Source organism: Winogradskyella pacifica (assembly GCF_013403915.1).
Taxonomy (GTDB): Bacteria; Bacteroidota; Bacteroidia; order Flavobacteriales; family Flavobacteriaceae; genus Winogradskyella; species Winogradskyella pacifica.
This window is the reverse complement of record NZ_JABFDI010000007.1, coordinates 1-25,140: the sequence shown is the minus strand read 5'-3', so window position 1 is coordinate 25,140 and position 25,140 is coordinate 1. Positions and strand designations below refer to the sequence as shown.

Here is a 25,140-nt window from a genome sequence, read left to right as displayed (position 1 = left end):
GTGTGCTGAATGCTTTGTTTTTAATTATAACTACTAACCAAAACCAACCATATTATGAGATTATTTACAACATCATTACTTGTTATTTTCTTTTTGACTTCAATGCGAGCTCAGGAAGTACAAATTATAAAATCAAAGTTTTATATATCAAATTCACTTCCATTTGATTCTGGGGATATACACTTAAAAAAAACTATTACTTTAAATTTTGATAGTTTAACTTCAGGAGAACAAAAGGTTATAATTAAAAAATACAAGAAATTAAAAGGTAAAGAATTACAAATAACCATAACAAATCCAAAGGATTCAAAGTCAACTATTACATACACCGACTATTTTAAAATGGACATGTTGACTAGAATGGATTTTAGTGTAGAACGGGACGTAAATTTAAAAACTAAAACTAAAAAAGGTTTTGTAAAATTTACTGATAGTGGCAAAATAATTGTTAATCCTTATCTTACTGCAAATGAGGTAAAGGATAGTACTGGAAAAAAATCCTATGTCAGAGATATTTACAGTTATCAGTTAAAAAACAGACAAAAAGCTAAACTATGGTTTAATGAAATTACTATTTCTACAGTGACTATACCACTCAAATATAGACCAAGAATTGCTGTTGATAATGATCCTAACCCACCGAATGAAGACGAAGCCATGGCTAGAGAATATATACCTGAAGATTTTTCTTCAAGTTTTAATGTTAATTTGTTTTTAGGTGTTTCTATTGGGCAAACAAGTTTCTTCTATAGAAAAGATGTGGGCAATATTACCAATACGTGGAAGGTTACAGCGGGCTTTTTTATAGGAGCATCGACCGTTAAATTAAATAAGACAAATACTGACTTTTCTTCAAATAAATTAGACACTGAGGTTACTAAAGGATTGGCTAGTCTTGGCTTTGGACTAACTTATTCTTTCAATAAAATTAATGTTGGAGCTTTTTATGGTTTTGATTATGCTCTTGGTAGTGATGTTGATTTATGGAATTATAATAAAGAGCCATGGATAGGGGTCGGATTGGGTTTAAATCTTTTCAAATTTTAATACTTAATTGACTCAAAAAAATCAAAATCTATTATAAAAAAATAAAGCCTTACGGATTTCCGTAAGGTTTTGTTTTTTAATGGGTTTATGTTTGAGGATATAGATTTTAAACAGAAAATAAATGTGGTATAAAATAATTGAAATTAAAGACTGGTTTGGTGAAGTAACTGAACGTTATCGTTTAATTAAGGATTTTAATAGAGCAGCTAAGTATGCTTTTATACAGGGAGAATCACCTACGCTATTAGAAGCAAAAATAACTAAAGGAGATAGTTTGTATAAACATGCATTTTCAAAATGGATGGCGAGTGGATTTAGGATAAGAGCTTTAACAGGGAGGCCATTAGAAAAAAGTGAATTAATAGAAATTGGTCGCGTTATTTTAGATAATGAGGAACTAACCAGAAAATTAATAACATTAGGTTGGGATACTTTAGAAGTGCATTCCAATGGAGGTTTTAATGGAGCTAAGTGGCCATTAAAAGAGTTTGCAAATATTGGAGGATTTTTAAATTAGATATTATGATGATGAATAACATTCAAATTAAAACTGATAGCCTGTCAGTTGATTCAATATCAAAAGTCGTTGAGGTCGCCAATACGAATCAAGAGTATGCTATTAATTTGTGGCTGTATGTAGCGATAATAGAGTTTTTAATTATCGGATTCTTAGTATATAAAATGACCAAGAAGAAAACAGATTTAGACTTTTCGAATATTTCAAAAGATAAACTAAAATCAGCAAAATCTTCTCAAGTTGATATGGGGAATGTAATGAATAGTATTAATGGATCAAAAGAGCTCTATAAACAACTAAGTAAGCGTTGTCATCCAGATAGGTTCATTAATTCTGAAAAACAGGAATTAGCAGAAACGATTTTTCAAGACATAACCAAACACAAACGAAATTTTCAAAAACTTTCCGAATTAAAGGAAAGAGCAAAAGAAGAACTAAAAATTAAAATGTAATAAAATGGAAGGAGCAGTTGTTATTATTCAGTTAGGATTAAGAGTTGTAGGTATAATAGTATGTGCAAACAAAGCAAAAGAATTAAATAGAAGTACAGGTGGTTGGGGTTTTTTCGGGTTTGTGTCACCAATAATTGCGATGATTTGGATTCATTGTATGAAACCTGTTACAGATTGGAACAAGAATATAGATATTAAGTAAAATGATGTTTATTATTAAAAACATAGAGGAGAATGAATAAAATATACCTTATGCTTCTAGTATTGGTAATACCAATAACAACTTATGGACAAACACTTCACTTATATGGAGGTGATAATCATAAGGAATATCTAGGCTGTCTCAATTGTAATAGCTACGATAGTGATTCCATTTGGAACGCATACGGAACCTATGGTAATAGTTACAACTCAAACTCCATTTGGAATGCATACGGCACTTACGGAAATGAATACAATTCATATTCACCATGGAATGCCTATGCTTCAGATCCACCAGTTGTAGTAGATAAAGATGGAAGCTTTTATGGATATTTCGCAGTCAACGCTTATAAAGCTAAACGCGCCGATTTTAGTCTCGCCTTAACCATTTATAAATACCATAAAGAGATACGTGAAGATGTGGGAGCATGGTATGATGAAATATTTGATTAAACACAAATACCTTAGCAAGTTTACCTTTGACAGTTAAAGGCTTTTTGTATATTTAAAGTCACTTTAACTTAATGATAACTAACGGCTCTTTGGAGCCGATTTATTTGTTTAAAAACCAATAATGAACCAACAAAATATAAAGCAATTAGAAACTGAACTTTGGGATGCAGCAGATGACCTTAGAGCAAACTCAAAACTAACTGCTGGTGAATATAAAGACCCACTTTTAGGTTTAGTATTACTGCGTTTTGCACAAAACCGTTTCGAAGATGCAAAAATAGACGTAGATAAAAAACTACCTATAAACCCAAGAACAGGAAAAAAACGAGAAGCCAATAAAGGAGATTATGCAGGAGAAGGTGCCATGTTTTTACCAGAAAAAGCAAAGTACGATTATCTAGCAGATTTACCAGAAGAAGAAAATATAGCCGAAGCCATTAATAATGCCATGAAGCTTATTGAAGCCGAATATCCAGATCTAGAAGGTATTCTACCAAAAAGCTACCAAGAGTTTGATGATAAACTATTGCGAGATTTAGTACGTGTCTTTAATAAAGACGCCGTAAAAAATGCAAAAGGCGATGTGTTTGGACGTATCTACGAGTTTTTCTTAATGAAATTCTCCATGCAAGGTGCGGGCGCACAAGAAGGAGGTGAGTTTTTTACACCACCATCTTTAGTAAACCTAATTGTCAACTTTATACAACCCAATCATGGTATTGTGCACGATCCCGCTTGTGGTTCTGGTGGTATGTTTGTGCAAACCGCTCATTTTGTAGAAAACCACGAACATAAAAAAGTAAATGAGACCATAAGAGTTTATGGTACAGAATTAAAAAGCAACAACACACGTTTAGCAAAAATGAACCTTGCCATTCATGGTATAGAAGGTAAAATTATAGAAGCCAATAGTTTTTACACCAATCCACACCACTTAACAGGAAAGTGCGATTTTGTAATGGCGAATCCACCATTTAACGTCGATAAAATTGACGCCAAAAATAAGTTTCTAGCAGATGATGATCGTTTACCATTTGGTGCGCCTTTAACAGGGAAAGGCACCATAAGCAATGGTAACTATCTATGGATGCAATATTTCCATTCGTATTTAAACGCAACAGGTCGCGCAGGTTTTGTAATGGCAAGTTCTGCAACCGATGCTGGAAATGCCGAAAAACTAATCCGTCAAAAACTAATAGAAACAGGCGATGTAGAATGTATTGTAGCCATTAGCAACAACTTTTTTTACACACGTAGTTTGCCATGTCACGTTTGGTTTTTTAACAAAGGAAAAACCAAAGCCAACAAAGACAAAGTGCTCATGATAGATGCACGAAACACTTTTAACAAAGTTAGCACAACCATTAACGACTTTAGTGACGAACATTTAGAGGGTTTAACAGCAATAATGAATTCATTCAGGAGTAACGATGTCACCCTGAATCTGGACACTGAGCGTAGTCGAAGTGCTAGCTTACCAAAGGAGAATTCTTGGCTAAACCAACACTTCCCAAAAGGAACCTACCAAGACGTAGAAGGCTTATGTAAAATAGCTACTATTGAAGAAATTAAAGAACAAGACTACAGCCTAACACCAGGACGTTACGTTGGTGTTAAGATGGATATTGATATGGATTTTGACTACAAAACACGTATGACTGAAATACATACCGAATTAGCACAACTCAATACCGAAGCCAATAGTTTAATGGAGCAAATACAGTCTGTGAAATTATGAGATTGAAATTAGAAGATAATTGCACATTTATTAATGGTGGAAGTTGGACAGCTAATGAATATGCAGATTCAGGCTATCCTGTTTTGAAAGTTTCAAATTTTGACAAAGCCTCTATTTCTTATAATGAGTTGAGTTATTTACAGGAAAGTAGTTTTGGTAAGTATAAAAAGAATGAGTTAAAATTACATGACATTGTAATAGCAACTGTTGGTTCGCATCCATCACTTATAAATTCAGCAGCAGGAAGATGTATAACTGTACCAAAAGATGCTGTTGGTTTATTATTAAATCAAAATGCTTTATGTCTCAGATCTAATAATCTAGACTTCATTGATCAACGTTATTTAGGTTATTTGTGTAAATCTCAATTATTTCAACATTTTATACAGCAAAGAGGAAAAGGAGCAGCAAATCAAATGAGAATTCCTATAGGTGGAATCAAGAGTTTTGAAATCGATTTTCCTGAAATTGAAACCCAACGCAAAATAGCATCCATTTTATCTGGGTATGATGATTTAATAGAAAACAACCTAAAACGCATAAAATTATTAGAAGAACAAGCACAACAAACTTATGAAGAGTGGTTTGTACGTTTTAAATTTCCTGGTTATGAGGATGTGGATATTGATGCGGTTAGTGGTTTGCCTGTTGGGTGGGATTTAAAGAAATTAAATGAAGTATCCAAAATAAATTCAAAAAGTCTTAAGAAGGATTTCAAAGGAAAAATTAAATATATTGACATTGCGAGTGTATCAATTGGTAAAATAGATTCAACAACTACTTATGGCTTTTCTGAAGCTCCAGGAAGAGCAAAACGAATTGTCCAACATGGAGATATAATTTGGTCATGTGTAAGACCGAACAGAAAATCTCATTCTGTTATTTGGAATCCTGAAGACAACTTAATTGCATCAACTGGCTTTTGTGTGATTTCACCAAAATCTCTTCCAACATCCTATTTACTTAAATATTTAACAACAGATTCATTTGTAGCATATTTAACTAATTTGGCAGGAGGTGCAGCTTATCCTGCTGTAAAAGCTATTGACTTTAAAGATGCTGATGTAGTCGTTCCTTCAAAAAATCTTCTGGATAAATTTGATAATAAATTTAGAAAAGTTCTTGAAGTTTCAAATAACCTTCAAAACCAGAACCAACACTTAAAAGAAGCGCGCGATATTTTGTTACCACGGTTGATGAGTGGGATGATAGATTTGAATAGTTTGGAAGTTAATGAAGGATTGGGGATGGTTGCGGAGGATAATGAGAAATATTAGCAATTAAGTAAACAAAGTCGTTGAATAAACAAATGATATAATGACAGTTATTCAAAAATATATTGAGTTTTTAAGAGAATACAATAAGTTACTTGAAAAAGGATCTAAGAATGTATTACGTCTTAAAAACACCTTATGGAAAGAAGATATTGAAGGATCTTCTATAGTTGTTAAAAACAACTTTGATAACCTGTTTACTGTTGGAGAAGAAGGTGTGAATACCACAACATTGCTAGATGTTAAACGTCCGTTAGCTAAAAAAGATACCCAAGATGAAGATGAAGAGACGTTTCAGGAAAAATTTGATAGAGAGGCCTATTCTTATTTTTACCAAGCAGCTAGAGATACAGCTAAGAATAGTAGTTTAGAATTTGTGTATTCTTTTGGGCTGTTTCATCTTAAATTAGGTGATTCAATGGTAAAAGTACATCTTTTCCATATTCCACTTACCGCAGTTATTAAAGGCAGTAAAGTTGTCTTTAAACTACACATTAGTGAAGATCCCTACATAGATGCTTTTTTTCTAAACAATCCACAAATAGATAGAAGTAAGCTTCTAGAAATAATAAGTGCTTTTGAAAAAGGCATTGATGAGCAAGGTATCGCTTATTTAAAGTCACCAGCTTTAAAAAAAATGATGAGTAATGATGTTTTAGCATTACACCCAAGTCTGGTTTATGATCCTAGCACATCAAAACCAATAGATACGCTAACTACTAATTTTGTAAAATTTGCGCCTTGTTTTATTTTAAGGCAAAAACGTTCACGGCATTTTCAAAAATTAATGGATAAAATCATTGATTTCACAAAAGAAAACAATGTTAATCCTTCTGTGTTAGACATTCTACTCGGGCAAAAAAATAATCTGGCACAAGACCAATCGCATTATTTTGCAAATATATATGAGTCTATTAAAGATAAATTTGCCAGTCTAGAAGCTACAGATTTTGAAGCGTTTTTCCCCTTACTTTATAACAGAGAACAGTTAGAGATTTATAAAAATTATAAAACTCACGAGTTATCTGTTGTAACCGGACCACCAGGAACAGGAAAATCTCATAGCATTGTAAACTTACTTTGTGCAATGCTAGCAGAAGGTAAGCGTATACTTATCACAGCAAAGACAGATAAGGCTTTAGAATCTTTGTTAGATAAAATACCGTCTCAATTTGATGGTTTGGTAATGGCAGATATAAAGCAACAAAATCAATCTGATTATACATTATCTAACAGTATAGATAATATTCGTCAACTGTTATTAAATAATAACGGCTATGATCTTAATTTAGATTTAGAAAGATTAAATAAAAGCAAAGAAAATTATATTACAGAAAAAAAAATACTCTCACAGCTACTAAATCAAGAGTATACAGATATAAACATTCCTTATTTTGAGAGAGATTTTAGTGTTTATGAGTTGTACACTTTTGTTTATGAACAAAAGGTAAATTGGGATTATATAAAAGATACTGTTAATGATGATACGTTAGCGCACTCAGAAGAGATTAATAAAGCATTAAAAAAGTATATCTCGCTGCAAACTGTAGATAAGCAGTTTTCGACAATAAATTTTAAGGAGACTTTTAATCTATTAGATGTAGTAGACTTTGATACATATGATAGTCTAACAGATTCTTTTAAAAATAAACTTGAAATTTTAAAAGTATCGAGCTTAAGAGAATTTAATATTGACAGGATTAATGGAGTCCTAAAAAGTCTAAAATCATATAAAAATGAAGACTTAATAAGTGAAAATAAAGACTTGCTAGAGTCTTTACTTCGGAAACGTTCTATTGTTGAAAAAGTAGTCGAAGATTATCAAATTAATAGATCTGCCCATGAAATTAAGCTAGACAGCGCAAAATATGCAAGAGACATCTCTACCTATTTAGCCCTTTTACCAGAGGGCAAAGACAAACTTTCATTTTTTCAGAAAAACTTTAATTCACTTTATAAAACTGTTAAATACATAGATTTAATATCTGTTAATGATGTGTTCTGTAATAACAGAAAAACATTGATGGAGTTTAGAGCCTTCTTAAATAGCTTCTCAAAGTTAAATGAGTTAATAGAAGTACTCATAAAAAATAATTTTATTGACTACGCTCTTAAAGAACAGTGTAGTTTAAAAGAAATGCAAGCAGCTGCTAAAAAGGGAGTTAATAAAGTTGATGTTAACTTAGCAGTATTAAATAAGTTGAATGAAGAGTCTGTACGTTACTTTAAAGATAAGTATGAAATAACAGGTGCAACCTGTGAAAAAATAACAAGTACAGCACAAAAAATAATAGATGTCTATGAAGAAGCAAGAACAATCAAAGATCTAAAAGAAAAAGTAGGAGTTGCTATTAAAAATACTAAAAAGGTAATTTCAACAATAGGAATTAGTTCATTTAATAAAAAGGAAGATATAGTAAGCGCAAAGAAAAAATTAAAAGAGTTAGAAAGCGCACACATAGCACATCAAGAATCTTTAAGTTCAGAAAAAAATCTTAAAGATTTTATTCCAGAGACTTTAAAAAGTCTAAAGTCTGACGCAACAGAGGTTTTAGGTGTTATTACTAAAGATTCTTTTTACTTAAAATATGGCGCACAATTAGTTGAGCAAGCAACATCAATAGATCTACAACAAACAAGTGAGCGACTGCGTCACGCAACAGAAGCAATTAAAAATTGCAAAGCAGATATTTTAAGTGGTCTGGCTAAAGAAAATTTTAAAAAGCGTTTTAATCAACAAGAAAAAAATAACTTCATTAATTTACTTTCAAATTTTGAATATGAATTTAAGCAAAGTAAAAGAGGTATAGCAGATAAAGATAAATTTAGAAGAAACGCACAACAAACTGCAAAAGCAATAGCGCCAAATATTTCTTGTTGGGTAATGAAGTTTGATGATGTATTAAAAACGGTAGATACAACACCAGAGGTTTTTGATTGTATTATTACAGATGAAGCTAGTCAACTCAACTTTAATAGTCTTTTACTGGGTTATTACGGTAAAAAGATGATTGTGGTAGGAGATGAAAAACAAACGTCACCAGAAGATGTAGCCATCACAAATGAAGCTTTTGACTCTCTTAGGAAGGATAATCTTGATTTTATGGGATCAAAAGCTATTAATATAAGGGCAGATGCTAGCTTGTTTTCGTTAGCAAATTTGGTTTCTGGTTCTACAAGTCAAATGCTAAGGGAGCACTTTAGGTGTGTGCCAGAGTTAATAGATTTTTCAAAAAAACACTTTTATGAAAACAAGCTAGTTCCGTTAAAGGTTATTAGTGCAAATAGGCTTATACCTAAAATAAGAGTGTTTGTTAAGAATACAAATTATTTTGATAAAGTAGTAAAAGAAGAAATTGCTGCAATTTCAAAAAAGCTACAGGAGATGATTGAAGATCCTTTGTATAGCAATAAAACAATAGGAGTGGTTAGTTTAGGTCTAGCAAAACATACCAGAGAGTTAAAAATGATTATTGAAGACTTTCCTATTAAAAAGCTAGAAAAACATAACATTATTATAGATAGTCCTTCACAATTTCAAGGAGATGAAAGAGATGTTATATTGGTTTCATTAGGTGTTGCAAGTACTGTAAATGAAGACCACTCATTAACTGCTCCAGGATCTATAATAGACAATATTGATCAGAATCTTACTTCCAAATTAAGAGGGATAAATGTAGGTTTAAGTAGGGCAAAAGAACAAATGATTTTATTTCATTCTATTGAAATAGATCAATTAAAGACCACAGATTTTCGTCGTAAAATCATTTCTTTTTTTGATGAAAAGTTCAGTCCAGTCTTACCTATAGAGTTACCGCCAGATTTAGAAAAGAAACACAGAATCCCTGAGAACAGGCCCAAACCTTTCGATAGTTGGTTTGAATATGATGTGGCAAGTTTGTTATTTAAAAGTGGATATCATCATATTGTACCTCAATATGAAATTAAGAAGAAAGAACTATTTCATAATCCACGATTAGGAAGAGAAACTTATGTGCATTTTAAATTAGATCTGGTAGTATATAACAACGGTACGCCTCTGGCGATTGAATGTGATGGTGATGCGTATCATTCTTCAATAGATGATGTAGCATACGATATTGAGCGACAAGAGTTTTTAGAAAGAATAGGGTGGAAAATACATAGAGTCACTTACTCAAGCTTTAGAATTGACCCTGAAGGTGAACTAGAAAAGCTTATTAATTTTATTGAAAGAAATTCTCAAAGACAAGTGGAAGTTCTTCCAGAGTTAGAAGAGGAGGAAATTGAAGATGTTGAAATTTTAGAAGAAGAAAATTTTAATAGAGTTGAGGTAAATAAGGAAGCACTAGATATTAAGAATAATCAGACGACTGAAGAAGTCGATGCTGATGAATCATTATTTGAACAAAGTGTTACACCGGATTTGTTTTCGTCAGATTATTCAATCACAGAGGGTCATACTAAACCAACTGTAAAAGTGAATAGTAAGTGTAAAATAACTATGCTTGATATTGAAAACCAAATAATGGAAGTTCTGTTAATGGATATCCCAAGAAATCAACAGCCTAAAAGTAGAGATGGCATTCAGATCTTATCAATATATAGTGATTTAGGGAAGTTGTTGATGGGTAACAAAGAAGGTGAAATCTTAATGTTTCCAGAAAGGAATCAAAGAGTTAGAATTGATAAAGTGTATTAATGCAGTTTGAACATTAAATTAAAAAATAGCTTTGGCGTAGTTTGAATAACTCAGTAAGCTTATTTGCAATATCTATCACATTTAAATAATTATGAAAGAAATTAAAACAGAATTAGATGCAACTTTAAATTATGGTTTTGATAAAGTTACTGGTCTGGTGGGATTATTAATTGATTCTGGAGGAGGAAATAATAGAAACCCTGATCATACCATATTATTCAGGGATATTTTAAGTAAACTTAAAAAGAATAATTCACATAATGTATCTATTTATGTAGCAGCATGCAAAACAGCAGCTAACAATTATCCTGATAATGATTATCGAAAGATAAAATTTGAAAATCAATCTGAATTTAATTTTAGAAATATTGATTTAGCCAAATTTATGTCCAATGCAAATGATGAGATCAGAGAGAAAGGAAAGGTAGATCCAAATAGTCCAAATGGGTCAATACATAAAAAACTGCTTATAACTTCAGACTTAAATGAAAATGATTGGAATGAATTGTTTGGAAATACTTCTACGAATCAAATTGTAGTTCAAGAGCTTATCAATAATCAAAATGAAGAAGATTTAGAATACACTTATCAAAAAATAAAAAAACGTCTTCGCCAGTCTAAATTCCGAAAAGAGCTTTTAAAGGCCTACGATAATACCTGTGCAGTAACAGGATGTAAAGTTTTAGATATATTAGAAGCCGCACATATTGAGCCTTATAATGGAGCTTATACAAGTGTTGTTAATAATGGTATTTTATTACGATCAGATATTCATGACTTATTTGATTTATATAAAGAAGAAAAAAGATTGATTACTATTTCTTCGGATTTTAAGATTGAAGTTCATTCATCTTTGAAAGATTCGGAGTATTGGAAGTATGATGGTAAGGGAATTAATTTACCTAAAGATAAAAGTGATTATCCTAAATTTTGATTAATTAATATGAGTTTTAAAAGAATATATAGTCAATATCAACAATTAATAGAAGCACGTGATATTTTGTTTTCTCGTTTAATGAGTGGAATGATAGATGTTGCTGGTTTGGAGATTGGTAAATTAATGCAAACTATATAATGTCACATCCTAACTATTACATTTTTGCAAACAAACCAAAAGGAGAGTATGATAATTCTATTTGGGATACTAACAATATTTTAGTCACAAAAAAGTATTACATAGACAGTACTTTAGGTTTAGTAGATAAGCCAAAGGTTGGAGATGTTATTATTTTTAAGGAATTTGTTACCAAGGTATATTGGGGAGAAGCTATTATAATCAATATAAGTAGAGTAAATACAAATCACGATTCTGAAGCAGTTTGTTACGAGCTTGTAAATCTTAAAAAGTGGTTGTATACTATTGATACGGATGGTTTGTATGAATATTTATCAAAAAAAGATACTAGAAATAGAATAGTTGCTATAAATAAAAAAGATTATAAAATAATCAAACAAGAAATGGAAAAAAATAATTTGTTAAGTGAAGATAGGCAAGAACAACTTATTAATTTATGGGACAGTTATAAATCTATACAAAAAGAAGATTTAAATCAAATAGAGGCAGAATATCAGGATAATATAATAGATTATCAATTTTATAAAAGTAAAATAGAAGATGGTAGTTTTGGTCTTGATGATTATACAAATGTATTATACAAAACAGATGGTAAACAGGGTGGTTATTTGTGTAATTTTTTAGAACGCACAACAAGTCATGTCTTTGGTTCGTCTAAACCAGGTAATGCAACAAATTTTGAAGTTAAGCTTAATAAAGATGGGCAAACTTACACTATAAGAGAAGAATTAATCTCAAGAACAGATGTTGGTAACATAAATAAAGTTCAAGCGACCACTTTTTTTAATGATAAAATAAAACCTATTTTAAATACAATTATTAAAAGCCAGAACCTAGATGAAACAATAAGCTATATTGAAAACTTAGGTAGCGCTTATACTGCAAAGCAAGTATTAAGAAAATTACTGGTTATTGCCCATCCTTTTAATTTTATTAATATTTATTCGGATGATGTAGTAAATGATTTATATGAAGAGTTTATTTGTAGCAATCATGTTTCTAATTTAGAAAAAAACGAGGCACTTACAACGCTTTTTGTAAAACTATTTGCATTAGATAGCACAACATTTTCAGACCGATTTTTATTATCAAGATTTCTCTGGATGTATTCGAATACCAAAGGAATTGCTGATGAGAACACACCAAATGTTATTTTATATGGACCACCAGGAACAGGAAAAACATATCAAGTAACTAATAGTTTAGATTTTGTTTGTCAAGGAGAAAAATCGAGATATGAAATGTTACAGTTTCATCCCTCTTTTACGTACGAAGATTTTATTGAAGGTATAAAGCCTAAAGGAGTTACAAAAGATGGTAATATTAAGTTTGAGTTGGTTGATGGTGTTTTTAAACTCTTTTGTAAAAGAGCAAAACAAGAATGTTTAGATGCTATTCAAGAAGCAAGGGACGTTAAGCCTTACTATTTTGTAGTTGATGAAATTAACAGAGCTAATTTATCTTCCGTATTTGGTGAAACCTTATCGAGATTAGAAAAAGATTACAGACATGATGTTGTAAATAATGATACATCAAACTTGATAAAAACACAATATTCATCACTAATAGAACAATTAGAAGAAGATAAAAAAACTGAATTGGCTTACGAGCTAATAAACGGTCAAGCTTATTTTGGAGTGCCAAGTAATGTCTATTTTATAGGGATGATGAATGATGTAGATAAAAGTATAGATACTTTTGATTTGGCTTTAAGAAGACGTTTTAAATGGATTAGAAAAGATTGTGATTATAATGTTATTTCAGAGGAAACAAAACGCAAAAAAGGAGATGATTTTATAAATATTGAAGAATATGTAATTGCATGCGAAAAACTAAACACCTATATCTCTCAAGAGTTAGGTTTAGGTAAATCTTATGAATTTGGACATTCTTTTTTTATGAAAATGAAAGATATAGCAAGTCGTAAATCTATTTCAGAAAACAATATAAAACAGTTGTTTGACCTTTATTTAAAACCAACTTTAAAAGAGTATTTAAGAGCATTATATCCTGAAAGTGAATTAGATGCTAAATTACATGTCGCTTTAGATATTTTTAAAAGTCCATTTTCAAAAAAATAAAACTAATGGAGATAAGTGTTCCTAATAATCATAACTATTATGAAGAAAGCCCTTTAAGTGAAGCATACTTATTGGAGCAAACTGGAATACGTGGAAAGAAAAAATCTAGAGAAGTAATATCTAATTTGTTTTCTTCTGTTTTTGAATTAAAAACAAATAACGTAAGTGTAGAAAAATTACAGATAGTTGGTTTTAAAAATCAAAAAGACGTACTAGAAGAAGATAATTTAATATTAAAACTATATACAAAAGAGAATACAAGAAATGAAAAGGAGTATTTTATTCAGTCTGGCTTATTTTCAGGTGTAGTATACTATAAAGGTTGTAAGTTTAATATAACAACAAGACATGGAGGTGCTTTTCTTCGAAGAATGCTAAATTTTGTAAATGATATTTATGTTGATACAGAAAAATCTAAAGCTTCTAAAAAAGAAGAGCATAATGAGTTTCAATACATCATTGCATATCTATTTATACAATCGTTAGAAAAAGCATCTGTTTTGGGCTTGCCAAAAGAATATCAAAGTATTACACAGCGTAGCCATAAAGTAAGAGGTAAAATAGATTTAAATGCATATTTAAAAACAGATATTCCATTTAGAGGAAAATTAACAACAACCTTTAGAGAACAAATTTATATTCAAGAGATTATTGATATTTTGTACCTAACAGTAAAAAGACTGCAAAATAAGTTTGGCAACGATATTAATAATAAACTATTTAGTATTAATCAATTGCTAAAACAAAATTATTCTGGCCGCTTTGCAAATATGGAAACGCTACGTAAAGCAAAAAATCATAGAATACTTAATAATCCAATGTATGCTTCATTTAAAAAAGTAATTGAGTATGCAGAGATTATATTGTTAGAACATGATTTAAGTCCAAAAGAAACAAACAATAATCTTGAAACTTCTGGATATTTATTTGATATTTCTCAGTTGTTTGAAGTGTATTTAGAAAAACTTTTAAGTCGTCACTTTCAAGATTGGTATGTAACAGGTCAAGAAGAGTTAAAATTATACAAAGGCTTGTTTTATAGTAGAAAGATGCTTCCAGATTTAGTTTTAAAACATAAATACTCGAATAAAGTTATTGTTTTTGATGCTAAGTTTAAGAAAATGGAACTAGAAACTAATCAAAGTAAATACTCAGATTTAGATAGAAGTGATTTTTATCAAATACATACTTATATGCAATATTATCAACCAGATGTTATTATTGGAGGTTTAATTTATCCATTATCTAAACCTTTAAATAAAGAAAAAGCCCATTCAAATAGTTTATTTGGCAAAGGAGATTTAAATACAAGTAAGTTCATTGTTGATGGTGTTTTTGTAAATGAAAATATGACTATGGAAGATTTATTAAATTCAGAAAAATCTTTTCTAAACAGAATAGAGTTATTAACTGAAAATAGTCTGAGTATAAAAGATCAATATTTAAAAGTTATATAAACTATGAGCTACGAATATTCAGAAGACGGTTTAATAGAAAATGCAACACAAGATGTTTTAGAACAATTGGGTTGGACCGTAGTTTCTGCTTGGCATAAAGAGTCTTTTGGAGACAATGGTTTATTAGGTAGAGAAGATAAAAGCGAAGTGGTTTTAACACGTTACTTATTGCAGGCGCTTAAAAAATTAAATCCGAACCATCCAGAGTTAGCGTATCAACAAGCTATAGATAGAATCACTCAAAATGTAGCGGACCAAACGTTAGGTTCTATAAATAAAGAAAAAAGCAATTTACTTAAAAATGGTGTTCCTGTAAGTTACACCAATGATAAGGGCGAATTGATAAAAACCAAGCTAAAGGTTTTTAATTTTAATAAATATCAAGACAATCATTTTTTAGCAGTACGTCAACTAGAAGTTTTAGGTGAGTTGTATTTAAGACGACCAGATGTTATTGGTTTTGTAAATGGGATTCCCTTAGTGTTTTTTGAGTTAAAAGCACATCATCAAGATTTACGTCATGCATATAACGATAACCTAAAAGATTATAAAGATGCCATTCCACAGGTGTTTCATAATAACGGATTTGTTATTTTAAGCAATGGTTTAGATGCCAAAGTAGGAACCATAACCAGTAAATATAAATACTTTTTAGACTGGAAACGTATTGAAGAAGATGAAGAAGGAGAAGTAAGTTTAGATACCATGTTACGTGGTACTTGCGACAAACATCGTTTAATGGATATTTTTGAAAACTATTTGTTATTTGACGATTCGCAAGGCGATGTGGTGAAGTTAATGGCTAAAAACCATCAATATATTGGTGTCAATAAAGTCATAGAAAACGTAAATAACATTGAAGATTTAGAAGGGAAGTTGGGTGTGTTTTGGCACACGCAAGGTTCTGGAAAAAGTTATTCTATGGTGTTTTTATGCGAAAAGATTCATAGAAAATTAGGAGGTTCTTATACTTTTTTAATTGCTGTAGATAGAACAGAATTAGAAAATCAATTATATGATACCTTTTCGGGTGTTGGCGCAGTCAATGATAAAAACTGTATTGCAGGAAAAAAGAAAGGGACGACTGGTCGTGAACATTTACGAGAGTTGTTATCTGAAAACCATAGGTATGTGTTTTCATTGATTCATAAGTTTTCCATAGATCCAAAATTAGAAACCGAATACCCCTTAATTACAGATCGTAAAAACGTCATCGTCATTAGTGATGAAGCACACAGAACACAATCCGGAACCTATGCAAGAAACATGCGTTTTCATGGTTTACCAAATGCATCGTATTTAGGTTTTACAGGAACACCAATTATAAAAGAAGAAGAAGAGTTAACCAAAAATATATTTGGTGAATATGTGTCTATTTACGATTTTAAACGTGCTATTGAGGATGAAGCAACTTTGCCACTACGTTATTTAAATAGAGGAGAAAAACTAGATATCACCAATCCAGAATTGGATGAGCAAATGGCTGCCGTTTTTGAAAACGAAGATCTTGATGATGACCAAAAGAAGAAATTAGAATATCTGTTTAGTAGAAATTATCCAATTCTTACAGCGCAACCAAGACTAGAAGCCATTGCAAAAGATTTAGTCTGGCATTTTAACGAAAGAGGGTATCAAGGTAAAGCTATGTATGTTGCCTTAGATAAACCTACAGCAGTAAGAATGTATGAGTTAATTCAAGGGTATTGGCCAGAATATCTCAAAGAATTAGAAGAACGTATTAAAAACGCAGAAGACCAACAAGAAGAACAAGAACTAAAACGTAAATACAACAAAGTAAAAGAAACAGAGGTTTGCGTTGTAGTAAGTAGCGAGCAAAACGAAGTAGATAAATTCAAGAAAATGGATTTAGATATTGAAGTGCATCGTAGAAAAATGGTGGAGCGTAATCTAGAAAAAGAATTTAAAGATGAAGAGAATCCATTTAGACTTGCTATTGTATGTGCTATGTGGATTACTGGTTTTGATGCACCTTGTGTCTCAACGGTCTATCTAGATAAACCTATAAAAGGGCATACGTTAATGCAAACCATTGCCAGAGCAAACCGTGTGTATGATGATGAAAAGGAAAATGGTTTAATTGTAGATTATGGTAATGTATATAAACAATTAGAGCAGGCGTATTCAGTTTATGGAGAAGGTGGAAAATCTGGAGGCATAGGGAAACCATCAGGAAGTCCTGTGGAGCCATTAGAAGACGTAGAAATTGAATTAAAACAAGCTATAAAAGATGTTAAGGCATATTTAAAAGAATTGGACTTTTCGCTTCAAGATTTAAAGGATGCAAAACCAATGTCTAAAATTGCTAAAATTAAGGATGCTACAGATTGTGTGTGTTTAAATGAAACCACGCGTACTACTTTTGAAATGGTGGCAAGAAATGTATTTAGAAAATACAAAGCCTTGTTTCCTAATGATAAATTAAAGAAACATGTTAAAGATTTTAATGCAATTGAGGCTATTTACACTGCTTTAAATCAAAATGTAAAGTCAGCAGATGTCACACAAATTATTATGGAATTGCAATCCATAGTAAGTGATAGTGTGGTGATTCAGAATAACGAAGTAAATGAGGATGAAGAAGAGGTTTACGTCGATTTGTCGTCGTTAGATTTTGATAAATTGAAAGCAGCATTTGCTAAAACACCTCGTAAAAACACATTAGTATTTAACTTACAAGAAGCTATAGAACAGCAATTGGAACAAATGCTAAAAGAAAATCCGTTGCGTATTGAATTTTATGAGCGTTACAAAGAGATTATAAAAGAATACAATAAAGGGAAAAGTCTTGAAGATACAGTTAAGACCTTTGATAATCTAAATGATTTCATCAAGGATTTATCTTTTGAAGAACAACGTGTCGTTAGAGAAAATTTAAAAGATCAAGAAACACTAGCTATTTTCGATTTGCTTAAAGAAGGAAAAGAGCTAACAACTAAAGAGCTTAAAGAAGTCAAAAAAGTAGCCACTAAAACATTAGAAACACTAAAGTCTGAAAAGCTTAAAATTGAAAATTGGCGGGAAAGCAGACAAATAAAAGCACAAATTAAAAGTGCTATTTACGACAATTTACTTTATTTGCCACAAGACTATTATTCAGACGAAGAAGTAGGTGTAAAAACAGCAAATGTATATCAACATATTTATACTAATTATTATGGTGGTGATAAAAGTGTTTATAATCAAATAGCGAGTTAATTAAGAATTAATAAATGATAAAGATTGGAATAATAGGTCCTAATAAATCGGTTTGTGGGAATGATTTGTATGATTTTGGAGAAAACCTAGGTAAAGTAATAGCGAAAAAAGATCGTGTATTTTTAAATGGAGGCGCAGGTGGTTTTATGGAAGCTGTTAGTAAAGGAGTAAAATCATCTAAAGAAACGTTCGACGGTCAAACAATAGGTATTTTACAAGGAGACAATGCTGAAGAAGCTAATGAGTTTATAGATATAGCCATACCAACAGGAATGGGAATAGCACGTAATATGATTTTAGTAAATAGCTCTGATATTATTATCGCAGCAGGAGGCGGAGCAGGTACATTGTCCGAATTAGCTTTTGCATGGCAAAAAAAGAAAATAGTGTTATGTGTCACAGAATTTGGTGGCTGGTCTAAGGAATTGGCAGGGAAAAATCTAGATCATAGATTGAAAGATTTATTGATTCCGGTGAAGACGATTGAAGCTATTGAAAATTATATTAAACAGATGTAAAAGTATATGGTTGTTTTTACAGTTGTAGTTACTTGTAATAGAGTAAAATTATTAGAAAGAGCACTTAAATCTATTCATAATCAAGTTCGGAAACCAAATTTTGTCATCGTGGTGTCTAATTCCCAACAAAAAAATCATCTCGCAGAGCAGGAAATATGTAAGGCTTATAACGTTGTTTGGATTAAAAATAAAAGAACAAATAATTATTCAGGAGCTTTAAATACAGGCATAGAATATTTTATTAGCAGTAACGATATTGATGATACCGTTTATTTTTCGTCACTTGACGATGATGATGAATGGCATTTTGATTATTTAGATGCGATGACTTCTAATACAACTAATGAAGATATTGTTTTTACGAACCTCATAAGAAAAGATTCAAACGCAGCGTCTTTTTTGAAATTACCTAAACAGCTAGATTTTCATAATTTCTTGTATGGCAATCCAGGCGTTGGAGGCTCTAACACTTTTGTAAGATTAAAAACACTATTAAAAGCAGGTGGTTTTGATGAAGCAATGGTAGCTACAGTAGATAGAGATTTATTTGTAAGGTTATTTCAGTTGAAGCCTAAATATAGAGTTCTGGAAAGTAATCTAGTAACGCTGCATGTTGAAAACACACGTCAGCGCTTGACAAATAATTTAGAACTAAAAAAAGAGAGTTATAGGTATTTCTATTATAAATATCAGCATTTTATGACTTCTCTAGATAAGGAACGTTTTTTCAACAGAGCAAAAAAGGTATTTGAATTAAATGAAAATGATATTGTTAGATCTATTAGAAAACAGGAATTAGTTAATAAACAAGACATACTATTTAAGGATTGTAAAGATTTTGACTTCATTGTAGGCTTTATTGCAGGAGATAAAAAAATTGCAGAAAGAATTACTGACTCTATTATACAAAAAACAATTAGAGTAGATAAACTCTTGATAATAGATAATCTATCTTCTCTAGATAATTTTGATGATGTAAAACAAAAATTAGTCAAATTTAAAATAGACTTTATAATTGTGCATAGAGCAGATTGGGAGACTAATTTAAAATTAGGGTATTATGGAACGTACTTTAAAAAGTTTACTAAAATAAACTCCATTCCTATTGGTCGCACAATACTTCAACATCATTTGTTTACGGAATCTATGGCATTTAAAAAACCAGTGTATTGGGTTATAGATGATGATATCACTTTTTCTAATACACATGGTAATAATAAGAGTTCAAAAACAGATTTGTTTTCTATTATTAATAACTATAAAGATAAATTCGATGCATTAATTGGCAGTGTAAGTAAAGACCCTCCATTACCGTTTTTATCATCGATAAGAGTACAATTGGTGGATTTAGTTTATAGCACGTATTCCAATAACCAAGAAGAGTTAGATTTTAATAGTCTTAAAGAATTAAAGGATTATTATTATGATATCTCAGATGCGCATTTTACACATATTGAATCACCTATTTATTATGCTTCCAATATAGAAAAGGATATAACACATATTTTTTCAGGGAAAGCAGTTTCTAGACCTGTTTTACAAAAAAAAGAGATTAATCATTCGGAATCTGTTAGTAACAGAGGTCCGAATACTTTGATTTTTAATAGGGATTTGTTACGATTTTATCCTGTAGTTAATTTAGAAGTAAATGATAAGTTTGTAAGAAGAGGTGATTTGTTTTGGGCACTTTTAAATCAATCAATATCTAATAGGAAAATTGCAGAGCATACGTTTTGTGTGGATCAAAATAGACCTATTCAAAATTTTAAAATAGAACATGAACTTGATAAATCAGCTAATGATTTAATAGGTTATGCTTTTAATAAGGCTATCATAAAAACAATCGAAGAGATAAAACAGAAAACCAAACCTAATAGACCAAAGGATATTTATGAAAGGTTAAATGAAGTTGGCTTTTTTAATGTTTTTTTAATAGAATATAAAAAGACCATTATAAAAAGAAAGTCTCGTTTTTTAATGAACTATTATAGAATATTTGGACTTTTGGAGATGTTAGGTAAAGACTATAATTTTATAGATGCTTACACTAAACAATTTACAAATCTTGTTTTTAAAAAATATTTTATAGATGTTATTGAAGCTTCACAAAGCGAAATATTATTAAAACAATTTATACAATCTCTAGCGACTACAGTATGGTCTTATACCGATTCAATTAAAAGAAATATTGAAACAACGGATAGTAATAAACAAAAAATTAAAGAAGCATTTAAGTTAGATAAAGATCTAGTGTTGCTCGGAGAAGGATCTGAAGGTGTTGTTTTTACAGACTATATTTTTGTTTATAAATCATTCTATTCCATAAAAGATTATGAATGGGAGTTGTTAAAAAATAACAAGAATGTGTTTTCTCAATGTACTTTATTAGAGTCTATAGAGTTTGTGGAAGATGCAGAAGGAAACTATATTAAATATCCATACCATCCTTTTAAATCAGTGGATTATATAGAAGAAAATCAAATCATTTATTTTTTAAGATTCTGTAAAAATAATGGGCTTATATTTTCAAATATTAAACCTGTAAATTTTATAGTTATTAATGACAAGGATTTAAAGCTTATAGATTATGGTAGGTCATTTGAACCCTATACAGAGAGTAAATATATAAACATGATTAAAAGAGCATTTTTAATGCTTAATTATCCTAAAATGTTAGATTCAGAATTTAGGGGACTTACAACAAAAATTAATTCAGGAGAAATTCCATTGGAAATTAGGGGCTGGGCGAGTTTCATGTCTAAAGTCATTAATGATAAAGAAAATAAGGAGGTTATAAATTCAAAAGAGTTAGTTAAATGATTAATACATTAAAAAAGTTTATCTCTATCAAGACGATTGCTAATGATAAAGAAGCAAACCTTGAAGGAATTCAATTAGTTAAAGATTTATTAGAAAAAATTGGTTTTACGATTTCCATAGAAGGAGATAGCCCTTATAACCAACCGGTTATTATAGCGAAATATACTAATCTAGATTCTTCAAAAAAAGTGACATTATATAACCATTATGATGTTGAAAAAATAAATAAAAAGGAAAAATGGAAAACAGACCCTTTTGTTCTAACTGAAACTGATGGGAGGTATTATGCAAGAGGAATAGCAGATAATAAAGGGATACTTATTTGCCGCATATTTGCGTTGTTAGAAATGAAAGAAAAAGGACTTGGAATACCCAATATATTATGGATTATTCAAGGTGAAGAAGAGGTTGCAGGAAAAACACCTTTTGATGTGATACCAAAACATATTGCCGAATTTGGTTCTAAAATATATGTTGAAGAAACAGGCGTCAATAAAGGAGAAATACCAGTAATCTTTTATTTACCAATAACTAAAAAACAGCCTTCTTTCTTAACGGAATTAAACAGTGCATTATATAATGGTGACGCTATTTTTGATAATAGGAGCTTAAGTAAATTCACAAAATGCCCTTTTGTATCTAATATACCAGAAGATGGCTTTTATATTGGTTTTGGTCCAAATGATGGTAGATGTAACATACATAGGGAAAATGAAAGTTTAGACATGATTAAATTAGAAAAACATAAACAAGTATTTACAAAATTTATACAATGGATTAACAAGACTGAGATATAAATATGTGCGGTATTGTTGCTTTAATAGGAAATCATAATCCTCAAGCTATCCAAAAATGCCTAAGGCTTTTAAGTCATAGAGGGAAAGATGGTTCTAAAGTATATCAAGATAATAATATAGCCATAGGTTTTAATCGTTTAGCAATTAACGATGAATCTGAAAAGGGGATGCAGCCATTTGAGTATGGAGACTATATTGGCGTCTTTAATGGAGAGATTTTTAATTTTAAATCTTTAGCAAAAGAAAATAACATTTCATTAGTCTCTAAATGCGATATCGAAATTATTTTACCCTTATTTGCTAAATATGGTGGCGGAGTAATTCATCTTTTAGATGGATTCTATTCAGGTTTGATTTTTAATAAATTAACTCGTAATCTATATACAATAAGAGATTATATTGGAAAAAAACCGCTCTTTTACGGTTCTAGTTTTTCATCTAAATTTATTACAAGTGAGTTAAAGTGTATTAGTGATATAGAAAATTTTGAATGTGTTCCAAAAGGGTTTTCTATTATAGAAAACAATAAAATTTCAAAGAATATAAAACATCAGTTTTTAGATAAATCACCATTAGATTTAAAAGAAAGCATTAAAATTGCTGTTAAAAAAAGGGTTCCTGAAAACAAAGATATACCTTTTGGTGTTTTTTTAAGTGGTGGAATAGATAGTTCTATAATAGCGTCAATAGTGAATACGTTAACTAAAAATGTGGTTTATTATTCACTGGTAGATCTTCATAGTGAAGATTATAAATATGTTCAAGAATTATCAGTTTTTCTAGGTATAGAAGAGCAATTAATAATGGTGTCATTACCTGATCGAGATGAATTAAATCAGTTAATAGATCAGTTGGTTTATCAAACAGAAAGTTATAATCCTTCTATAATAAGTAATGGTTTAGCAACATATCTTTTATCTAAATCGGCTTCAGAAGACGGTTTAAAAGTTATATTGTCAGGCGAAGGAGCAGATGAGCTATTTTGTGGTTATAAAATTTCCAAGGATGCAGAAGTAACTAGGGATAAAAGTAAAATTTTGATTAACAATTTGCATGTTACAGAGTTAAGACGATTAGATTTAGCATCAATGTCAAATACTATTGAAGCGAGGTGTCCTTTTCTAGATAAACAGGTGTATGAAGCTTCTTTAGGGTTATCAATAGAGCAATTAACAGATAAACAAATATTGAGAGATTTGTTTATTGAAGAGTTACCAAAAGATATTATTTCTCGAAAAAAAACAGCATTCGATGTAGGTTCAGGTATTAGAAAATTAGTAGTAGAACATCTTAATCATAATAACGAATTGGAGAGACTGTCTTTAAAAAAAATATGGTCAATACACTATCCCGAAAAACTAGCAGAAAAGAATTATTTTCATAAATATCCTGTTTTTGATGATGCAATTGATAAAAGAGGAATTAAACATAGATAAGTTGAGTACCATCGATAAAATAGAGTCTTTACTATTAAATGAATTTAAAACGGTTCCTTTTCACAACCTGTTTATGTTAAATAATATTCAGAATAAACAATTATCCTTAGGAGGTACTTGTTCTGATAAAGTTTTAAGGTTTAAGGGGGTATTAGATGACAACGATATTCATAGTAAGCTACATTCGTCTTTTATTAATGGCATAGAATGTCATAGAATGCTTTCTGTTATTATTAATGATAAAAAATATTTTATAGATGTTGGTTCAGGTTGGCCATCAGTTAAATTATTTCCTGAGTTTAAAGAAATTGAATATTCTGTTTATGGTATGAATTTTAAAACAGAAATAAACGATAATGAAATTTTTTTATATCACAAAACCAAGGCTTCATATGAGTATAATAAAATGATAGTGATACCTAAAGTGTCTAAGTCTCAGGAAGATATTTTATTAGATATTAAAAATAGATTCGTCGATTCTTCAATTTATCCTTTTCATGACAGTGTTAGATTTTCAATAGTGAAGGGTCAGATGTTCTATTTTATAAAAGGCTCTCGTTTAAGAATTTATTCTGATAAAGAATTCAAAGAAATTATGTTAAATGAAAAGGAGGTTTCAAGTTTTATAGAAGAAAAACTTAATCGTTTAGAACAATATTTAAACTTTTTGCTTAAATAAGATGTTAATTTAATACTCAAATGACCATAAACGAACTACCAGGAACCTACAACATTATAGGAAGCAACCAAGATGAAGACGGTATCGCTTATAAAGGCACATTAGAATTAACCCTAAATCAGTACAACAGAATAGAAGCGAAGTGGCTTATTAATTCTAGTCAAGAACAATTAGGAACCGGTTTTTTTAAAGATAACATCTTGATTATTAATTTCAATTATAAAGGAGATGATGAACGTATTTATAAAGGCGTGGTGGTTTATAAATGTATCACTAACGATTTGTTGGAAGGCTTTTGGTCAGAGAAACATGGTAATCCGTTATATCTTGGTGAAGAACGTTGCTATAGAATAGGGACGCAAAACCGTGAGTTGTTGAATTGATTTGGTTGGCTTTGTGTTTTTTTTGTGCTTCATTTAGCTTCGCTGAATCTTCGCGAGTGAGCTGTACATTAGTAAAAGTCCGCAATGCTAGGGCATTGCTTTGGTCTTTTTTTTATGCTTTTGCGCTCTTGTTTTACGCGTTTAGCTTCGCTGAATCTTCGCGAGTGAGCTATACAATAGTAAAAGTCCGCAATGCTAGGGCATTGCTTTGGCCTTTTTTTATGCTTTTGCGCTTTGAAGGGATCAATCTCAAAAGTTGTGTGTGAATTATCTATACTTTTCGGATTTTTGTAAAAAAAAGACTGTGGACCATTA

General features: G+C 30.5%; 20 protein-coding genes. 19 read left to right on the top strand and 1 reads right to left on the bottom strand.

The window, feature by feature from the left end; all coding sequences use genetic code 11:
* The first annotated feature begins 54 nt into the window (after nt 1-54).
* From HM984_RS07825 to HM984_RS07740, 19 genes are all read left to right on the top strand, one after another.
* On the top strand, nt 55-1,047 hold the full coding sequence (locus HM984_RS07825) for a hypothetical protein (protein ID WP_179348759.1): 993 nt from the start codon (nt 55-57) through the stop codon (nt 1,045-1,047).
* A gap of 121 nt (nt 1,048-1,168) precedes the next feature.
* The gene (locus HM984_RS07820) at nt 1,169-1,564 is read left to right on the top strand and encodes a hypothetical protein (protein ID WP_179348758.1); all 396 of its coding nucleotides are present in this window, start codon (nt 1,169-1,171) and stop codon (nt 1,562-1,564) included.
* A 5-nt stretch (nt 1,565-1,569) separates the two neighbouring features.
* Entirely contained in the window at nt 1,570-2,016 is a 447-nt protein-coding gene (locus HM984_RS07815) for a molecular chaperone DnaJ (RefSeq protein ID WP_179348757.1), read from the top strand.
* A gap of 4 nt (nt 2,017-2,020) precedes the next feature.
* The gene (locus HM984_RS07810; RefSeq protein WP_115818114.1) at nt 2,021-2,218 is read left to right on the top strand and encodes a hypothetical protein; all 198 of its coding nucleotides are present in this window, start codon (nt 2,021-2,023) and stop codon (nt 2,216-2,218) included.
* Nucleotides 2,219-2,250: 32 nt separating this feature from the next.
* Nucleotides 2,251-2,670: a hypothetical protein gene (locus HM984_RS07805; RefSeq protein ID WP_257018466.1), complete on the top strand. Its 420-nt coding sequence runs from the start codon at nt 2,251-2,253 to the stop codon at nt 2,668-2,670.
* A gap of 121 nt (nt 2,671-2,791) precedes the next feature.
* On the top strand, nt 2,792-4,408 hold the full coding sequence (locus tag HM984_RS07800) for a type I restriction-modification system subunit M (protein WP_179348756.1): 1,617 nt from the start codon (nt 2,792-2,794) through the stop codon (nt 4,406-4,408).
* The gene (locus tag HM984_RS07795; protein ID WP_179348755.1) at nt 4,405-5,685 is read left to right on the top strand and encodes a restriction endonuclease subunit S; all 1,281 of its coding nucleotides are present in this window, start codon (nt 4,405-4,407) and stop codon (nt 5,683-5,685) included. Before HM984_RS07800 ends, HM984_RS07795 begins: the two co-directional genes overlap by 4 nt.
* A gap of 40 nt (nt 5,686-5,725) precedes the next feature.
* Nucleotides 5,726-10,363 (top strand): PDDEXK-like endonuclease domain-containing protein, encoded by a 4,638-nt coding sequence (locus HM984_RS07790; protein WP_179348754.1) that lies wholly within the window; start codon nt 5,726-5,728, stop codon nt 10,361-10,363.
* A 91-nt stretch (nt 10,364-10,454) separates the two neighbouring features.
* A complete protein-coding gene (locus HM984_RS07785) occupies nt 10,455-11,297 on the top strand; it encodes an HNH endonuclease (RefSeq protein WP_179348753.1) in 843 nt (280 codons plus the stop codon).
* A 9-nt stretch (nt 11,298-11,306) separates the two neighbouring features.
* Nucleotides 11,307-11,438: a hypothetical protein gene (locus HM984_RS17650; protein ID WP_257018465.1), complete on the top strand. Its 132-nt coding sequence runs from the start codon at nt 11,307-11,309 to the stop codon at nt 11,436-11,438.
* Nucleotides 11,438-13,519, top strand: a complete 2,082-nt coding sequence (locus tag HM984_RS07780; RefSeq protein WP_179348752.1) for an McrB family protein — start codon at nt 11,438-11,440, stop codon at nt 13,517-13,519. Before HM984_RS17650 ends, HM984_RS07780 begins: the two co-directional genes overlap by 1 nt.
* A gap of 5 nt (nt 13,520-13,524) precedes the next feature.
* On the top strand, nt 13,525-14,976 hold the full coding sequence (locus tag HM984_RS07775) for an McrC family protein (protein ID WP_179348751.1): 1,452 nt from the start codon (nt 13,525-13,527) through the stop codon (nt 14,974-14,976).
* A gap of 3 nt (nt 14,977-14,979) precedes the next feature.
* Entirely contained in the window at nt 14,980-18,192 is a 3,213-nt protein-coding gene (locus HM984_RS07770; protein ID WP_179348750.1) for a type I restriction endonuclease subunit R, read from the top strand.
* Nucleotides 18,193-18,206: 14 nt separating this feature from the next.
* A complete protein-coding gene (locus HM984_RS07765; protein ID WP_179348749.1) occupies nt 18,207-18,710 on the top strand; it encodes a TIGR00725 family protein in 504 nt (167 codons plus the stop codon).
* A gap of 6 nt (nt 18,711-18,716) precedes the next feature.
* Nucleotides 18,717-21,530 carry a glycosyltransferase gene (locus HM984_RS07760; RefSeq protein ID WP_179348748.1) on the top strand — a complete coding sequence of 938 codons (2,814 nt, stop codon included), beginning with the start codon at nt 18,717-18,719 and terminating at the stop codon, nt 21,528-21,530.
* Nucleotides 21,527-22,327 (top strand): M20/M25/M40 family metallo-hydrolase, encoded by an 801-nt coding sequence (locus HM984_RS07755; RefSeq protein ID WP_179348747.1) that lies wholly within the window; start codon nt 21,527-21,529, stop codon nt 22,325-22,327. Before HM984_RS07760 ends, HM984_RS07755 begins: the two co-directional genes overlap by 4 nt.
* A gap of 2 nt (nt 22,328-22,329) precedes the next feature.
* The gene (locus HM984_RS07750; protein ID WP_179348746.1) at nt 22,330-23,763 is read left to right on the top strand and encodes an asparagine synthetase B family protein; all 1,434 of its coding nucleotides are present in this window, start codon (nt 22,330-22,332) and stop codon (nt 23,761-23,763) included.
* Between the two features lies 1 nt (nt 23,764).
* Entirely contained in the window at nt 23,765-24,442 is a 678-nt protein-coding gene (locus tag HM984_RS07745) for a hypothetical protein (RefSeq protein ID WP_179348745.1), read from the top strand.
* 20 nt (nt 24,443-24,462) lie between these two features.
* Nucleotides 24,463-24,825: a hypothetical protein gene (locus HM984_RS07740; RefSeq protein ID WP_179348744.1), complete on the top strand. Its 363-nt coding sequence runs from the start codon at nt 24,463-24,465 to the stop codon at nt 24,823-24,825.
* A 68-nt stretch (nt 24,826-24,893) separates the two neighbouring features.
* On the opposite strand, the gene HM984_RS17595 is transcribed toward HM984_RS07740, so the two are convergent.
* Nucleotides 24,894-25,140 (bottom strand): hypothetical protein (locus HM984_RS17595; protein ID WP_218845035.1); only part of this gene is annotated, 247 nt, incomplete at its 5' end.

Bases quoted from the DNA above. Each gene is read 5' to 3' on its own strand.
- HM984_RS07825 (WP_179348759.1), top strand. From the start codon at position 55: ATGAGATTATTTACAACATCATTACTTGTTATTTTCTTTTTGACTTCA.
- HM984_RS07820 (WP_179348758.1), top strand. From the start codon at position 1,169: ATGTGGTATAAAATAATTGAAATTAAAGACTGGTTTGGTGAAGTAACT.
- HM984_RS07815 (WP_179348757.1), top strand. From the start codon at position 1,570: ATGATGATGAATAACATTCAAATTAAAACTGATAGCCTGTCAGTTGAT.
- HM984_RS07810 (WP_115818114.1), top strand. From the start codon at position 2,021: ATGGAAGGAGCAGTTGTTATTATTCAGTTAGGATTAAGAGTTGTAGGT.
- HM984_RS07805 (WP_257018466.1), top strand. From the start codon at position 2,251: ATGAATAAAATATACCTTATGCTTCTAGTATTGGTAATACCAATAACA.
- HM984_RS07800 (WP_179348756.1), top strand. From the start codon at position 2,792: ATGAACCAACAAAATATAAAGCAATTAGAAACTGAACTTTGGGATGCA.
- HM984_RS07795 (WP_179348755.1), top strand. From the start codon at position 4,405: ATGAGATTGAAATTAGAAGATAATTGCACATTTATTAATGGTGGAAGT.
- HM984_RS07790 (WP_179348754.1), top strand. From the start codon at position 5,726: ATGACAGTTATTCAAAAATATATTGAGTTTTTAAGAGAATACAATAAG.
- HM984_RS07785 (WP_179348753.1), top strand. From the start codon at position 10,455: ATGAAAGAAATTAAAACAGAATTAGATGCAACTTTAAATTATGGTTTT.
- HM984_RS17650 (WP_257018465.1), top strand. From the start codon at position 11,307: ATGAGTTTTAAAAGAATATATAGTCAATATCAACAATTAATAGAAGCA.
- HM984_RS07780 (WP_179348752.1), top strand. From the start codon at position 11,438: ATGTCACATCCTAACTATTACATTTTTGCAAACAAACCAAAAGGAGAG.
- HM984_RS07775 (WP_179348751.1), top strand. From the start codon at position 13,525: ATGGAGATAAGTGTTCCTAATAATCATAACTATTATGAAGAAAGCCCT.
- HM984_RS07770 (WP_179348750.1), top strand. From the start codon at position 14,980: ATGAGCTACGAATATTCAGAAGACGGTTTAATAGAAAATGCAACACAA.
- HM984_RS07765 (WP_179348749.1), top strand. From the start codon at position 18,207: ATGATAAAGATTGGAATAATAGGTCCTAATAAATCGGTTTGTGGGAAT.
- HM984_RS07760 (WP_179348748.1), top strand. From the start codon at position 18,717: ATGGTTGTTTTTACAGTTGTAGTTACTTGTAATAGAGTAAAATTATTA.
- HM984_RS07755 (WP_179348747.1), top strand. From the start codon at position 21,527: ATGATTAATACATTAAAAAAGTTTATCTCTATCAAGACGATTGCTAAT.
- HM984_RS07750 (WP_179348746.1), top strand. From the start codon at position 22,330: ATGTGCGGTATTGTTGCTTTAATAGGAAATCATAATCCTCAAGCTATC.
- HM984_RS07740 (WP_179348744.1), top strand. From the start codon at position 24,463: ATGACCATAAACGAACTACCAGGAACCTACAACATTATAGGAAGCAAC.